Source organism: Oceaniovalibus guishaninsula JLT2003, assembly GCF_000299575.1.
Lineage (GTDB): Bacteria > Pseudomonadota > Alphaproteobacteria > Rhodobacterales > Rhodobacteraceae > Palleronia > Palleronia guishaninsula.
The window spans coordinates 264,738-278,715 of the sequence record NZ_AMGO01000007.1 but is presented as its reverse complement, the minus strand read 5'-3'; the positions used below and the strand labels follow the sequence as shown (position 1 = coordinate 278,715).

The 13,978-nt window shown below is 68.3% G+C and carries 14 protein-coding genes; 4 read left to right on the top strand and 10 right to left on the bottom strand.

The window, feature by feature from the left end; genetic code table 11:
• Positions 1–2: 2 nt before the first annotated feature.
• Both OCGS_RS03030 and OCGS_RS03025 read right to left on the bottom strand, forming a co-directional pair.
• Positions 3–521: a hypothetical protein gene (locus OCGS_RS03030; RefSeq protein ID WP_007425760.1), complete on the bottom strand. Its 519-nt coding sequence runs from the start codon at positions 519–521 to the stop codon at positions 3–5.
• Positions 518–1,861: an NAD(P)-dependent oxidoreductase gene (locus OCGS_RS03025; RefSeq protein WP_007425759.1), complete on the bottom strand. Its 1,344-nt coding sequence runs from the start codon at positions 1,859–1,861 to the stop codon at positions 518–520. The genes OCGS_RS03030 and OCGS_RS03025 overlap by 4 nt, the downstream gene beginning before the upstream one ends.
• A 142-nt stretch (positions 1,862–2,003) precedes the next feature.
• Here OCGS_RS03025 and accB point away from each other — a divergent pair, with 142 nt between their 5' ends.
• The 3 genes from accB to aat are packed head-to-tail and all read left to right on the top strand — an operon-like array spanning position 2,004 to position 4,476.
• Positions 2,004–2,492 (top strand): acetyl-CoA carboxylase biotin carboxyl carrier protein, encoded by a 489-nt coding sequence (gene accB, locus OCGS_RS03020; protein WP_040610341.1) that lies wholly within the window; start codon positions 2,004–2,006, stop codon positions 2,490–2,492.
• 5 nt (positions 2,493–2,497) lie between these two features.
• Positions 2,498–3,844 (top strand): acetyl-CoA carboxylase biotin carboxylase subunit, encoded by a 1,347-nt coding sequence (gene accC / locus OCGS_RS03015; RefSeq protein WP_007425757.1) that lies wholly within the window; start codon positions 2,498–2,500, stop codon positions 3,842–3,844.
• Positions 3,841–4,476 carry a leucyl/phenylalanyl-tRNA--protein transferase gene (gene aat / locus OCGS_RS03010; RefSeq protein ID WP_007425756.1) on the top strand — a complete coding sequence of 212 codons (636 nt, stop codon included), beginning with the start codon at positions 3,841–3,843 and terminating at the stop codon, positions 4,474–4,476. The genes accC and aat overlap by 4 nt, the downstream gene beginning before the upstream one ends.
• Here aat and OCGS_RS03005 read toward each other — a convergent pair.
• Together OCGS_RS03005 and OCGS_RS03000 are read right to left on the bottom strand one after the other, a co-directional pair.
• Positions 4,443–4,892: a DUF2155 domain-containing protein gene (locus OCGS_RS03005; protein ID WP_238538209.1), complete on the bottom strand. Its 450-nt coding sequence runs from the start codon at positions 4,890–4,892 to the stop codon at positions 4,443–4,445. The genes aat and OCGS_RS03005 overlap by 34 nt on opposite strands.
• On the bottom strand, positions 4,877–5,260 hold the full coding sequence (locus tag OCGS_RS03000) for an NADH:ubiquinone oxidoreductase subunit NDUFA12 (protein ID WP_040610416.1): 384 nt from the start codon (positions 5,258–5,260) through the stop codon (positions 4,877–4,879). Before OCGS_RS03000 ends, OCGS_RS03005 begins: the two co-directional genes overlap by 16 nt.
• 138 nt (positions 5,261–5,398) lie before the next feature.
• On the opposite strand from OCGS_RS03000, the gene OCGS_RS14465 reads away from it, so the two are divergent.
• The gene (locus tag OCGS_RS14465; protein WP_007425753.1) at positions 5,399–6,271 is read left to right on the top strand and encodes a hypothetical protein; all 873 of its coding nucleotides are present in this window, start codon (positions 5,399–5,401) and stop codon (positions 6,269–6,271) included.
• Positions 6,272–6,341: 70 nt separating this feature from the next.
• On the opposite strand, the gene clpX is transcribed toward OCGS_RS14465, so the two are convergent.
• The 6 genes from clpX to OCGS_RS02965 form a co-directional block, all read right to left on the bottom strand.
• Positions 6,342–7,604: an ATP-dependent Clp protease ATP-binding subunit ClpX gene (gene clpX, locus OCGS_RS02990; protein WP_007425752.1), complete on the bottom strand. Its 1,263-nt coding sequence runs from the start codon at positions 7,602–7,604 to the stop codon at positions 6,342–6,344.
• 160 nt (positions 7,605–7,764) lie between these two features.
• On the bottom strand, positions 7,765–8,388 hold the full coding sequence (locus OCGS_RS02985; RefSeq protein ID WP_007425751.1) for an ATP-dependent Clp protease proteolytic subunit: 624 nt from the start codon (positions 8,386–8,388) through the stop codon (positions 7,765–7,767).
• Between the two features lie 119 nt (positions 8,389–8,507).
• Complete coding sequence (glpK, locus tag OCGS_RS02980; protein WP_007425750.1) at positions 8,508–10,001, bottom strand: glycerol kinase GlpK; 1,494 nt, start codon at positions 9,999–10,001, stop codon at positions 8,508–8,510.
• A 101-nt stretch (positions 10,002–10,102) separates the two neighbouring features.
• A complete protein-coding gene (glpD, locus tag OCGS_RS02975) occupies positions 10,103–11,725 on the bottom strand; it encodes a glycerol-3-phosphate dehydrogenase (protein WP_007425749.1) in 1,623 nt (540 codons plus the stop codon).
• Positions 11,726–11,807: 82 nt separating this feature from the next.
• Positions 11,808–12,368, bottom strand: a complete 561-nt coding sequence (locus OCGS_RS02970) for a hypothetical protein (protein ID WP_007425748.1) — start codon at positions 12,366–12,368, stop codon at positions 11,808–11,810.
• A 115-nt stretch (positions 12,369–12,483) separates the two neighbouring features.
• On the bottom strand, positions 12,484–13,968 hold the full coding sequence (locus OCGS_RS02965) for an NAD(P)(+) transhydrogenase (Re/Si-specific) subunit beta (RefSeq protein WP_007425747.1): 1,485 nt from the start codon (positions 13,966–13,968) through the stop codon (positions 12,484–12,486).
• Positions 13,969–13,978 lie beyond the last annotated feature (10 nt).

Genomic DNA, 13,978 nt, shown 5'->3' with positions numbered 1-13,978 from the left:
GGTCAGGCTGGGGTGAACTGGGCCGGATCGACACCGGCGGAACTCAGCCGCGCTGCCGCGGCATCGCGGGTCTTGTCGTCGAAATCGTCCGGATGGCGCAGGATGATCGCCTCGCCGGTCAGCTCGGGCATCTGCCGCGCAATCAGCATCTCGAAGCCTTGGGTTTCCTTCGTGGCATCGGCGAAATCGGCCAGCGTGCGCACCTCGCCCACGCGGGCAATCTTCTGGCGCGTGCGGGTCAGGCGGATGGTCTTGCCGCGTTCCTCCTTCAGCATCTGCTCGAAGGCATGGACGGTGCGCCAGAAATCGTGCGCGACGGTGCCCGGCTCGGCCTCGGACTGGACATCGACCAGCCGCCGGAACGCGGCGTTGTAGACCTCGGGCACGTTCAGGCGGCGGGCATTGGCCATCAGCGCGCGGATCCGCTCGGGCTCGGTCATGTCGTGGACGCGGGCCAGCGCATCGGCATCGCGCTTGTCGGTGGTCTCGGCGCTCGGCGGCTTGCGCATCGGCTTCTTCATCGGGTGTCCTTCCCCGCGCCCAGCGCGGTGTGAATATCCTCGGCCGCGTCGCGTCCCTGCGCCACGGCCGCCACGGTCAGTCCGGCATTGCCCGCCACGCAATCGCCGCCCGCCCAGACGCCCGCCATCGTGGTGCGTCCGCGCGCATCGGTGCGCAGCCGCGCGCCGTCCCGTTCCAGCCCGTCCGGCGCGTCTTCCAGCCACTGGCCGATCGCCAGCAGCACCTGGTCGGCCTTCAGCACGAAGGTCTCGCCCGTCGGGGCCAGCCTGCCGTCCGTTTCCGCAGTATACGCGAACTCCACGCCGGTTGCACGGCCCTCGCCCAGAACCGCCACCGGCTGCGCGTTATGCAGGATGCGCACGCCCCTGGCCGTCGCGTGCCGCTGCTCCTTGACCGAGGCGGGCATCCGGTCCGGCCCGCGCCGATAGACGATGGTGACATGCTCGGCCCCCAGCAGGCGCGCCTGCACGGCGGCGTCGATGGCGGTCATGCCGCCGCCGATCACCACCACGTCGCGCCCCACGGGCAGCGCGGACAGATCGTCGGCCTGCCGCAGGTCGGCGATGAAATCCACCGCCGCGCGCACGCCCGCCTGCGCCGCGCCCTCCAGCGCATAGGCGGCCGGCAGACCCAGCCCCAGAAACACCGCGTCGAACTCTTCGCGCAGCGTCTCCAGCGACAGGTCGCGCCCCAGCATCCGCCCGGTCTCGATCCCGATGCCGCCGATTTGCATCAGCCACTCCACCTCGGCCTGCGCGAAGCCGTCCACGGTCTTGTAGCTGGCGATGCCGTATTCGTTCAGCCCGCCCGCCTTGGGCCGCGCCTCGAACAGCGTCACCGCGTGACCGTGCAGCGCCAGCCGGTGCGCGCAGGCCAGCCCGGCGGGCCCCGCGCCCACCACCGCCACCTGCCGCCCCGTCGGCGCCGCGCGCACGAATGGATGCACGCCGCGCGCCATCAGCGTGTCGGTCGCATGGCGTTGCAACGCGCCGATGCGCACCGGCTTGCCTTCCGCCAGCTCGCGCACGCAGGCTTCCTCGCACAGGGTCTCGGTCGGGCAGACGCGCGCGCACATGCCGCCCAGGATGTTCTGATCGAAGATCGTCTTCGCCGCGGCCTCGGGCGTGCCGGTGGCGATCTGGCGGATGAACAGCGGAATGTCGATCTCGGTCGGGCAGGCGGTCACGCAGGGCGCGTCGTGGCAGAAATAGCATCGGTCCGCCGCCACCAGCGCCTCGTGCCGGTCCAGCGGCGGATACGCGTCCGAGAAGTTCAGGGCATAGATCTCGGGGCTCAGGCGTCCCGCCCGCAATCCCGGCATCCGGCTGGCATCGTTCATCGGCCTCGCTCCTCCGCTGATAGCGCCAGACTTGCACAGCCCGGCTTTTTATCAAACGGTAAAATTCGCGCCGCCCATGCCACTTTCCACCTTGCGGCACCTGCCCTATACGGGCGGTTCAACGCGCTGGAACGAGGATGGCATGACCGACACCCCGCACAAATCCGATGTGGCCTTCATTCAGGCCCTGGCGGAGCTTCTGCGCGAGAACGATCTGACCGAACTGCGCGTCAAGCGGGAATACGGCGCCGATGACAGCCTCGACGTGCGCGTCAGCCGCGGCGGCGTCGCGGTCGCGCCTCCGGCCCCGCCGCCCGCCGCCCTGCCCGCCGCGGCCCCGCAGGCGCCCGCCGCCGCCGCGCGTCCCCGACCGGCGACCGAGGATCCGGCGGCGCTGCCCGGCGCCGTCACCTCGCCGATGGTCGGCACGGCCTACATGTCGCCCGAACCCGGCGCGCCCGCCTTCGTCAAGCCCGGCGATACCGTGGCCGAGGGCCAGACCCTGATGATCGTCGAGGCGATGAAGACGATGAACCACATCCCCGCCCCCCGCGCCGGCACCGTGCGCCGCATCCTGATCGAGGACGGCGCGCCGGTCGAATTCGGCGCCCCCCTGATGATCGTCGAGTAGGCCGCATGTTCGACAAGATCCTGGTCGCCAATCGAGGCGAGATCGCGTTGCGCGTCATCCGCGCCGCGCGCGAAATGGGTATCCGCAGCGTCGCCGTCCATTCCACCGCCGACGCCGATGCGATGCATGTCCGCATGGCCGACGAATCGGTCTGCATCGGTCCCGCGCCCGCCGCGCAAAGCTATCTGTCCTTCCCCGCCATCATCTCGGCATGCGAGATAACGGGCGCGCAGGCCATCCATCCCGGCTACGGCTTCCTGTCCGAAAACGCCAGCTTTGTGCAGATCGTCGAGGATCACCAGCTGACCTTCATCGGCCCCTCGGCCGAACATATCCGCATCATGGGCGACAAGATCACCGCCAAGGACACGATGCGCAAGCTGGGCGTGCCTTGCGTTCCGGGCAGCGAGGGCGGCGTGCCCGACCTCGACGCCGCGCGGCGCATCGGCGCCGACATCGGCTATCCGGTCATCGTCAAGGCGACGGCGGGCGGCGGCGGGCGCGGCATGAAGCTGGCCCGCACCGCGGACGAGATGGAAAGCGCCTTCCAGACCGCGCGGGCCGAGGCCAAGGCCGCCTTCGGCAACGACGAGGTCTATATCGAGAAATACCTCGGCGCCCCCCGCCACATCGAGGTTCAGGTTTTCGGCGACGGCAAGGGCCGCGCGGTGCATCTGGGCGAACGCGACTGCTCGCTTCAGCGGCGGCACCAGAAGGTGCTGGAAGAAGCGCCCGGCCCCTCGATCACCCCCGAACAGCGCGCCCGCATCGGCGCCACCTGCGCCGACGCCGTGGCGCGCATCGGCTATTCGGGCGCCGGCACCATCGAATTTCTCTATGAAGACGGGGAATTCTATTTCATCGAGATGAATACCCGCCTTCAGGTCGAACACCCCGTGACCGAGGCGGTGTTCGGCGTCGATCTGGTGCGCGAACAGATCCGCGTCGCCGCCGGCCTGCCGATGTCCTTCACGCAGGACGACCTGACGCTGAACGGCCATGCCATCGAGGTGCGGATCAACGCCGAGAAACTGCCGAAATTCTCGCCCTCGCCGGGCCGCATCAGCCAGTATCACGCGCCGGGCGGCCTTGGCGTGCGGATGGACAGCGCGCTTTACGACGGCTATCGCATCCCGCCCTATTACGACAGCCTGATCGGCAAGCTGATCGTGCACGGCCGCGACCGCCCCGAGGCGCTGGCCCGCCTGTCCCGCGCGCTGGGCGAGCTGATCGTCGATGGCGTCGATACCACGCTGCCGCTTTTCGCCGCGCTGCTGGACGATCCGGCGATCCTGCGCGGCGATTACGACATCCACTGGCTCGAACATTGGTTGCAGACGCATCTGCAATGATGCCGCTGGGGCCCGCGCATCTGCTGCGGGCCTATGCCCAGGGCATCTTTCCGATGGCCGAGGCGCGCGACGATCCCAACCTGTTCTGGGTCGATCCGCGCCGCCGGGGCATCGTGCCGCTCGACAACCTGCATCTGTCGCGCAGCCTGCGCCGCCGGTTGCGCCGCGGCAGCTTCACCGCGACGCTGAACGGCGATTTCGCCGGCACCCTCGCCGGCTGCGCGGACCGGGACGAAACATGGATCAACGCGCCGCTGGCCGACCTCTATCTGGCGCTCGCGCGCGACGGCCACGCCCATTCCGTCGAAATCTGGCAGGACGGCGCGCTGGCGGGCGGCATCTTCGGCATCGCGCAGGGCGGCGCGTTCTTCGGCGAATCGATGTTCTCGCGCCGCACCGACGCGTCCAAGGCGGCGCTGGTCTGGCTGGTCGACCTGCTGTGCCGGTCGGGTTTCGCGCTGTTCGACACGCAGTTCCTGACTCCGCATCTGGCCAGTCTCGGGGCGGTCGAGATTCCCCGCGCCGAATACCGCCGCCGCCTTTCGCGCGCGCTGGCCCTGCCCGTCTCCATCCTTCCCGGCCCGCTGCCGCCCGCCTGTCAGGTGGTGCAGCGCATGACCCAGATGTCATAGCGCGGATGCTCCAGCGCGCTCAGCGCCGGGGCCGACGCGATCATCCATCCCTGGAATACCGGCCGGTCCTCGCCCGCCTGCCGGATCACCAGATAGGCGAATGCGTCGCCCGACGGGTTGTCGCGCGGATAGCGGCATTCGCCCAGCGTCACCTGCAACCGGCCCAGCGCCACCGTGTCGCCCTTGGCCAGCGCCAGATCCGTCACGTCGCCCACCCGCTTGTCCAGCCCGCGCAGGATCGCCGCGGGCGCCTCGGCCACCTGCCCGGCCACCGCGGCATCGACATCGGGAAAGATCTGGACCGGCGGCGCGTTCTCGTCCGGTTCGTCGTCGTATTGCTGCGCCCCCGCCGGCAAAGCCAGCAGGCCGCCCAGCGCCAGCGATGCGGCCAGCGCGCGGATCATTCGGGCGTCCACGCCTCGTAATCCTTGCGAACGACCGGATCGACGCGGCGCAGCGATCCCTCGGGCGCATAGGCCAGATCCGTCCCCGTCAGGTTCGGCAGATGCGGCTTTTCCCACGCCTTGCGCAGCACCGGCGCCGTCGTCGGCGGCTCGTCCCAGGTATGGTGCAGCCAGCCGTGCCATTCGGGACCGATGCGGCTGGCCTCGGACAGACCGTTATAGATGACCCAGCGCCGCTGTCCGTCCTTCGTCTGATAGAAGGTGTTGCCCATCTCGTCCTCGCCGACGCGCGTGCCCTTGCGCCAGGACCACAGCCGCGTGTTCAGCGTCGCGCCGTTCCACCAGGTCACCGCGCCCAGCAGCTTGTGCAGAATACCCATCTCGGCCTCCGGTCGGTTGCGCCGGATATGGCCGATCGCGCGCCCCGCGTCCAGTCCCGCCACCCCCGCGCGACCGGAACATCGCGCCCGCCGCGCCGTTCAAGCCCCCGTAAGGACGGCAGCCGGAAATTCTGACGCATGATCGAAGTCCTCGTCTTCGCGCTCGGCGCCCTGACCGTGGCGTTCGCCTTCTTCGATTTCCTGCGCACCACGATCAGTCTGGACGGGCTGGGCTTCATCAGCCACCGCATTGCCCGCGCGTTGTGGAAGACCGGGGGACGCCTCGTCATCGCGGCCGAACGGCGCGGCAGGCCGTCGCTGCGCGGCCTTCTCGGTCCCGGCATCCTGACCGCGATCGCCGGAACGTGGATCGCGCTGCACCTGCTCGGCTATACGCTGATGTATCTGGCCGGCGCCTCGCTTGTCTCGGCGCAGTCGGGCGACCCCGCCAATCTGGTGCAGACCGTCGCGTTCACCGGCTCGGCCCTGTCCACGCTGGGGGCATCGACGGCCAAGGTCACGAACGGCTGGTGGGATGTCCTGTCGATGGTGGCGGCGGTGAACGGCATGGTCGTGCTGACGCTCGCGGTCAGCTTCATCCTGGACATCCTTCAGACGACCACCACGATGCGCAGCTTCGCCGCCCGCTATCACGCGCTGGTGCGAAAGGACCGCTCCGACCCGGACAGCACCTTGCGTCATATCGCGCCGCTCGGCCCGGACCTGTGCGGGGTCGCGGTGAAACTGACGGCATCGCCCTTGCCCGGCGTTTTCGTGCCGGACGATCCGGCGCTGAACTTCGCCGATACCGTCAAGGCCATCTGTCGCCTGCTGGACAACCGCAATCCGGCGGCTCACGACGCAGACCCCCACATCGCCCAGCTTCATCAGGGGCTAATCCTGCTGGGACGCCGTATGAAAGACTGCGAGGACAGGGACGATCTCGCCGCGGCGCGGGCCTGGGCCGACGGCCATACCCTGCCGGACCGGCCCGCCAAACGCCGAGCGTGACGCCGTCGCCAGCCGGGCCGAAGCGACCGCCCCCCCGTCAGTCAGCGGTCAGTCAGCCGTCAGTCAGCCGTCAGCCCGCCGTCGCCGCGCCCTTCTGCGACTTTTCCGAATGGATCAGCAGCGGCTTGGCGTCGCTCGTGACCGCCTCGACATTCACCACGACCTCCTCGACGCTGGTCTGGCCGGGCAGCTCGAACATGGTATCGAGCAGGATATCCTCCATGATCGACCGCAGGCCGCGCGCGCCGGTCTTGCGCTGGATGGCCCGCTTGGCGATGGCCGTCAGCGCATCCTCGGTAAAGGTCAGCTTGGTATCCTCCAGCTCGAACAGGCGCTGGTATTGCTTGACCAGCGCGTTCTTCGGCTTGGTCAGGATCGTCACCAGCGCGTCCTCGTCCAGATCTTCCAGCGTGGCGATCACTGGCAGACGGCCGACGAATTCGGGGATCAGCCCGAATTTCAGCAGATCCTCCGGCTCCAGCTCCTTGAAGAAGTCGCCGATGGACTTCTCGTCGGGGGCCTTCACCTCGGCGCCGAACCCCATCGAGCTGCCCTTGCCGCGCTGCGCGATGATCCGGTCCAGCCCCGCGAAGGCGCCGCCGCAGACGAACAGGATGTTCGTCGTATCGACTTGCAGGAATTCCTGCTGCGGATGCTTGCGCCCGCCCTGCGGCGGAACGCTGGCGACCGTGCCCTCCATGATCTTCAGCAGCGCCTGCTGCACGCCCTCGCCCGACACGTCGCGGGTGATCGACGGATTGTCCGACTTGCGCGTGATCTTGTCGACCTCGTCGATATAGACGATGCCGCGCTGGGCGCGTTCCACGTTGTATTCGCTGGCCTGCAACAGCTTGAGGATGATGTTCTCCACATCCTCGCCGACATAGCCCGCCTCGGTCAGCGTGGTGGCGTCCGCCATCGTGAACGGCACGTCCAAGATCCGCGCCAGCGTCTGCGCCAGCAAGGTCTTGCCGCAGCCGGTCGGCCCGATCAGCAGGATGTTCGACTTGGCCAGTTCGATGTCCGACTTGCCCGCCTGGTTCAGCCGCTTGTAATGGTTGTGAACCGCCACCGACAGAACCCGCTTGGCGTGCATCTGGCCGATCACGTAATCGTCCAGCACGTCGCAGATTTCGCGCGGGGTCGGCACGCCGTCGCCCGACTTGATGCCGGTCGCCTTGGTTTCCTCGCGGATGATGTCCATGCAAAGCTCGACGCATTCGTCGCAGATGAACACCGTCGGCCCCGCGATCAGCTTGCGAACCTCGTGCTGGCTCTTGCCGCAGAAGGAACAGTAAAGGGTGTTCTTGCTGTCGCCCGAATTGCTCGCCATCGCTTGTCCTTCGGGGGCGCATGGCCCCTCTCCCTGGCGGGTGCGGCCGGTTGCCGGACCCTGCGGTCTGCCTGTTCCTTAACGTAGGGAAGCGCTTTTCCCGCCGCAATCGCAAATCCCCTGTCCGCCGACCACATCCCTGCGAGCGGCGAAAGGGCGTCTAGTCCTCGGTCCGGGGGCGGTTCTCGACGATCTGGTCGATATGGCCCCATTCCAGCGCCTCTTCGGGCATCATCCACTTGTCGCGGTCCAGCGCGCGCTGCACTTCTTCGTAATCCTGACCTGTATGCTTGACGTAAAGCCGATACATCCGTTCGCGCGTGTTCTCGATCGACTTGGCCGAAATCAGGATGTCCGCCGCCGTGCCCTGCGCCCCGCCCGAGGGCTGGTGCACCAGAAACTCGGCATTGGGCAGCGCGAACCGCATCCCCTTCTCGCCGCCCACGGCGATCACCGACCCCATCGACGCCGCCAGCCCGCAGACCAGCGTGCTGACCTTGGGCCGGATATACTGCATCGTGTCATAGATGCTCATCCCCGCCACGACGCTTCCGCCGGGGCTGTTGATGTACATCGAGATTTCCTTTTTCGGATTCTCCGCTTCCAGATGCAGAAGCTGCGCCACGATCAACTGGCTCATGCCGTCATGGATCGGGCCGTTAACGAAGATGATCCGTTCCTTCAGCAGACGGCTGAAGATGTCATAGGCGCGTTCGCCCCGGCTGGTCTGTTCGACCACCATCGGCACGAGATTCGCGGTGAAATAGTCTGTCGGATTGTGCATCTCTTGCCTCGGTTTCGCCGGCACGGGGGATACCACACGGCGGTTGCCAGAGTCTTAGTGTCGCCCGCCCGTGGCCGCAAGATGTGCACTCGCGCCGGTTGCGCAAGCGGGGCGCGGCATCAGACCGCCATCGTCGCGCGCACCGCACGGCCCCAGCGGGCGTATTTCGCCGCGCGCACGTCGTCGTCCATCGCCGGGCGGAAGGTGCGGTCGATGGCCCATTTTTCCGCGAACCCGTCCATGTCGGGCCAGATCCCCGCGCGCATCCCCGCCAGCCACGCCGCCCCCAGCGCCGTCGTTTCCAGCACCCGCGGCCGGTCCACCGGCGCGCCGATGATGTCCGACAGGAACTGCATCGCCCAGTCGCTGGCGCTCATCCCGCCATCGACGCGCAACGTCGCCGCCGCGCCCGTGTCCGTCCCGTCCCAGTCGGCATGCATCGCCTCCAGCAGGTCGCGGGTCTGGTATCCGACCGATTCCAGCGCCGCGCGCGCCAGCTCCTCGGGGCCGGTGCCGCGCGTCAGGCCATAGATCGCGCCCCGGCAATCGGCGTCCCAATAGGGCGCGCCAAGCCCGGTGAAGGCCGGCACCAGCACCACGTCCTGCCCCGGATCGGCGCGTTCGGCCAGGGGATGCGTTTCCGCCGCGCTGCGGATGATCTTCAGCCCGTCGCGCAGCCATTGCACCACGGCCCCCGCGATGAAGATCGACCCTTCCAGCGCGAAGGTCCGCTTGCCGTCAAGCTGGTAAGCCACCGTCGTCAGCAGACGGTTGCCCGACGCCACCGGTGCTTCGCCCGTGTTCAGCAGCGCGAAGCACCCCGTCCCATAGGTCGATTTCAGCATGCCGGGGCGAAAGCACGCCTGCCCCAGCGTCGCCGCCTGCTGGTCGCCCGCCACCCCCAGAACCGGGATCGGCCGCCCGAAAAGATCGGGCCGCGTCATGCCGAAATCCGACGCGCAGTCGCGGATTTCGGGCAGCATCTGCATGGGGATGTCCAGCAACCCCGCCATGGTCGTGGACCAGCGGCCCTTGTGGATGTCGTAAAGCAGCGTGCGGCAGGCGTTGGTAGCATCCGTCACATGCGCCGCCCCGCCCGTCAGCTTCCAGATCAGCCAGGTATCCACCGTCCCGAACAGCAGCTCGCCCCGCCGCGCCCGGTCGCGCGCGCCATCGACATGATCGAGGATCCACGCCAGCTTGGTGCCGCTGAAATACGGATCCAGCAGAAGGCCGGTCCGCTTCGTTACCGTCTCCTCGTGCCCCGCATCGCGCAGCCGGTCGCAAAGCGGCGCGGTGCGGCGGTCCTGCCAGACGATCGCGTTGTGGACGGGGCGGCCGGTCTCGCGGTCCCAGACCACCGTCGTCTCGCGCTGGTTGGTGATGCCGATGGCCGCGATGTCGTCGGGCGCCAGCCCCGCCTTCTCGATCGCCGCGCGGCAGGTGGCGGCGGTGGTGGACCACAGATCCGACGGATCGTGCTCGACCCAGCCCGAGCGCGGATAATGCTGGGCGAACTCCTCCTGCGCGCTGGCCACGATCCCCATATCGGGGCCGAAGATCATGGCGCGGCTCGACGTGGTGCCCTGGTCGATGGCAAGTATGTGGCCCATGATCCCCCCTTTTGCCCCGCAGAGTGACGGGGCCCGCGCCCGACCTCAACCCCCGCCGCGGGGCATCTGCCGGGGATGGGTATTTGTGGAAAGATGAAAGGCTATTCCGCCGCCATCGCCATGGCGCCCTGCATCCACCGTTCCAGCGCCGCGATCTGCCCCTCGTCCATGCGCAGGCCCAGCTTGGTGCGGCGCCAGACGACATCCTCGGCGGTGCGGGCGAATTCATGACGCATCAGCCAGCGCACCTCGGCCTCGGTCAGCAGCGGCATGAAGCGGCGTCCCAGATCCTCGGGCCGGACAGCCCCTTCGCAGATCCGCGCGGCATCGGTGCCATAGGCGCGCACCAGCCGCCTTGTATGGGCGTCCTCCAGAAACGGATGCGCCGCCTTCAGTTCGCCCACCAGCCGGTCGTATCCGCCCTGCACCTCGAAATCGCCGCCGGGCAAGGCGACACCGGCGGTCCAGTCGCCCGTCATGGCCGGATAGAACGGCCGCAGCCGGGCCAGCGCCTGTTCGGCCAGCTTGCGATAGGTGGTGATCTTGCCGCCGAAGACGCTCAGTAGCGGCGGCTCGCTGCCCGCGCCGCCATCGGTCGCCGGCCCCGCATCGAGGCTGAGCACATAGTCCCGCGTCGCCGCCGTCGCCGATTTGGCCCCGTCGTCGTAAAGCGGCCGCACGCCGGAATAGGTCCAGACGACATCTGCGCGCGTGACCGGACGTTTCAGATAGCCGCTGGCGAAACGGCACAGGTAATCGGCCTCCTCGTCGGTGCAGACGGCCGGGCGCGACGGATCGTCGCCGTGGTCCTTGTCGGTGGTGCCGATCAGCGTGAAATCGCCCTCATAGGGAATGGCGAAGATGATCCGCCCGTCCTCGCCCTGAAAGAAATAGGCCTTGTCGTGATCGAAAAGCCGCCGCGTGACGATGTGGCTGCCCCGCACCAGCCGCACGCCTTCGGACGTGTTGCGCCGCAGCGCGCCGCGCAGCACGGTCTCGACCCACGGCCCGCCGGCATTGATCAGGCCGCGCGCCAGGATCTCCTCCTGCGCGCCGCTCTCGTGCTCGACCGTGACGCGCCAGTGATCGCCCGCGCGCTCGGCGGCGGTGACGCGGGCGCGCACCATGATCCGCGCGCCGCGTTCGGCCGCGTCGCGCGCGTTCAGCGCCACCAGGCGCGCATCCTCGACCCAGCAATCGGAATATTCCCACGCCTTGGCGAACCGGTCCTGCAACGGCGCGCCTTCGGGCGTGCCCGCCAGCCGCAGCGTCGCGGTGCCCGGCAGGTATTTCCGCCCGCCCAGCGTGTCGTAAAGCAACAGGCCGAACCGCACCAGCCAGCCGGGCCTGCGGCCCTTCATCCACGGCATCGTCCAGCCCAGCAGCCGCGAGGTCGGCGTATCGCCCTCGAACCGCATGTCGGGGCTGTAGGGCAGCACGAAGCGCATCGGCCAGCTGATATGCGGCATCGCTTCCAGCAGCGTCTCGCGCTCGACCAGCGCCTTCTTCACCAGCCCGATCTCGAAGAATTCCAGATAGCGCAGGCCGCCGTGGAACAGCTTGGTGGATGCGCTGGACGTGGCCTGCGCCAGATCGCCCATCTCGGCCAGCGCGACGGTCAGGCCGCGGCCCGATGCGTCGCGGGCGATGCCGGTGCCGTTCACCCCGCCCCCTATGACGAACAGGTCGTGCACGAACGGGGCGGGCGGGGCGGCGTCGGTCATGGCGTCCTTTCGGGGTTGCCCGACACTCTAGCGCCAATCGCGCGGCGGTCCAGCCTCGGGCCGCCGCGCGCCGTCATGCCGGTCAGATGCTGGCATCCACCTTGCAATTGGCCAGCTCGATCTGCGGGCTGTCGGCGCTGCCGCCCATCCGCAGCGCGCAGGTCGTGGCCGAACTGAACGGCCCGGCCAGCGGGCTGTCCTCCATCCCCTCGGGAGCGTTGAGCGATCCGCTTTCATAGAACGCGACCGCCGCCGACACCTTGCCGTCCGGCAATTGCCACGTGTCCATCACCCGCACCTCCAGCGAATACTCCTCGACCATGTCCTGCCGGTCCGACTGCATCCCCATCAGCGCGGCCTGGCCGAACGCCTTCAGGTCGGCGCCCGTCAGGGACGAGGTGAAGGTCGTGCTGGGACCGCCCGACAGGATCACGTCGCCGGCGAAATGCAGCGGCGCGTCGTCGGCCACATGCTGCGACAGCCAGTCCTGAACGCCGTTCCAGTTGCCGTTCTCGACGGCCTGCTGCGCGTCGTCGGCAAGAGGGTTAAGGAAGTTGCGGACGTCGTCGGTGGTCAGCCCGCCATCCTGCGCATGGGCCGCGGTGGCGCCCAGCAGGGCGGCGGCAAGGGTCAGCTTTTTCATCGGTCTCTCCGTTCGGTTGCCTGCGGATCGTCCCTCCGCATCGCCAGCCGAACGGTGCAACGCGCGCCCCGTTCCCCGCTTCGCCCTCAACCTCTTGTGAGGGCGGCCAAATCCCCTACCCCAACTGCGCCAGCAGCGCATCCAGCGACGCCTTGGCATCGCCGTAGAACATGCGCGTGTTCTCCTTGTAGAACAGCGGATTCTCGATCCCCGAATACCCCGTCCCCTGCCCGCGCTTCGACACGAAGACCTGCTTGGCCTTCCACACCTCCAGCACCGGCATCCCGGCGATGGGGCTGTTGGGGTCGTCCTGCGCGGCCGGGTTCACGATGTCGTTGCTGCCGATGACGATCACCACGTCCGTATCGGGCAGGTCGTCGTTGATCTCGTCCATCTCCAGCACGATGTCGTAAGGCACCTTCGCCTCGGCCAGCAGCACGTTCATGTGCCCCGGCAACCGCCCGGCGACCGGATGGATGGCGAAGCGCACGGTCTTGCCGTCCGCGCGCAGGCGGCGGACCAGTTCGCTGACCGATTGCTGCGCCTGCGCCACCGCCATGCCGTATCCCGGCACGATCACCACCGAATCGGCATCCTCCAGCGCCGACGCCACGCCCGCCGCGTCGATCGCGACCTGTTCGCCCTCGACCGCCATGGCGGGGCCGCTGGTGCCGCCCCATCCGCCCAGGATGACGCTGACGAAGTTGCGGTTCATCGCGCGGCACATGATGTAGGACAGGATCGCGCCCGACGATCCCACCAGCGCGCCCGTCACGATCAGCAGGTCGTTGCCCAGCGTGAAGCCGATCGCCGCCGCCGCCCACCCCGAATAGGAGTTCAGCATCGACACCACCACCGGCATGTCCGCCCCGCCGATCCCCATGATCAGATGCCAGCCGATGAAGCCCGCGATCAGCGCGACCAACAGCATCGTCCACAGGCCCGCGCCGGTGAAATAGGCCAGCCCCAGCAGCACGCACGCCGCCAGCGCCCAGACGTTCAGCCAGTGACCCGAGATATAGGGGTTGGCGTTGCCGCCCGGCGGCAGCGCCAGTTGCCGCGGCTTGCCGTCCACGCGCCCCGACAGCTTGGCGAAGGCCACCACCGACCCGGTGAAGGTGATGGCGCCGATGAAGATCCCCAGAAAGACCTCGACCCGCAGGATGTTCACCTCGACATAGGTCTTGGCCCACAGCAATTCGCCGAAGCCGGTCAGCGAAACCTCGCCCGGCGTCAGCCCGCTGGCGCGCAGCGCGTTGACGGTGCCCAGCATGATGTCGGCGTTCAGCCCGATGAACACCGCCGCAAGCCCGACGAACGAATGCAGCGCCGCGACAAGCTGCGGCATCTCGGTCATCTGCACCTTGCCGGCGATGTACCATCCCGCGAAGCTGCCCGCGGCGATGGCGATGACGATCAGGATCCCGTTCTGCACCCCCGGCCCGAAGACGGTGGCGATCACCGCCAGCGCCATGCCGGCGATGCCGTACCAGATCGCGCGCTTGGCGCTTTCCTGATCCTTCAACCCCCCCAGGCTGAGGATGAACAGGATCGATGCGACGATATACGCCGCCGCTTGCAGACCGATTCCCGGTGCCATGACCGACCCC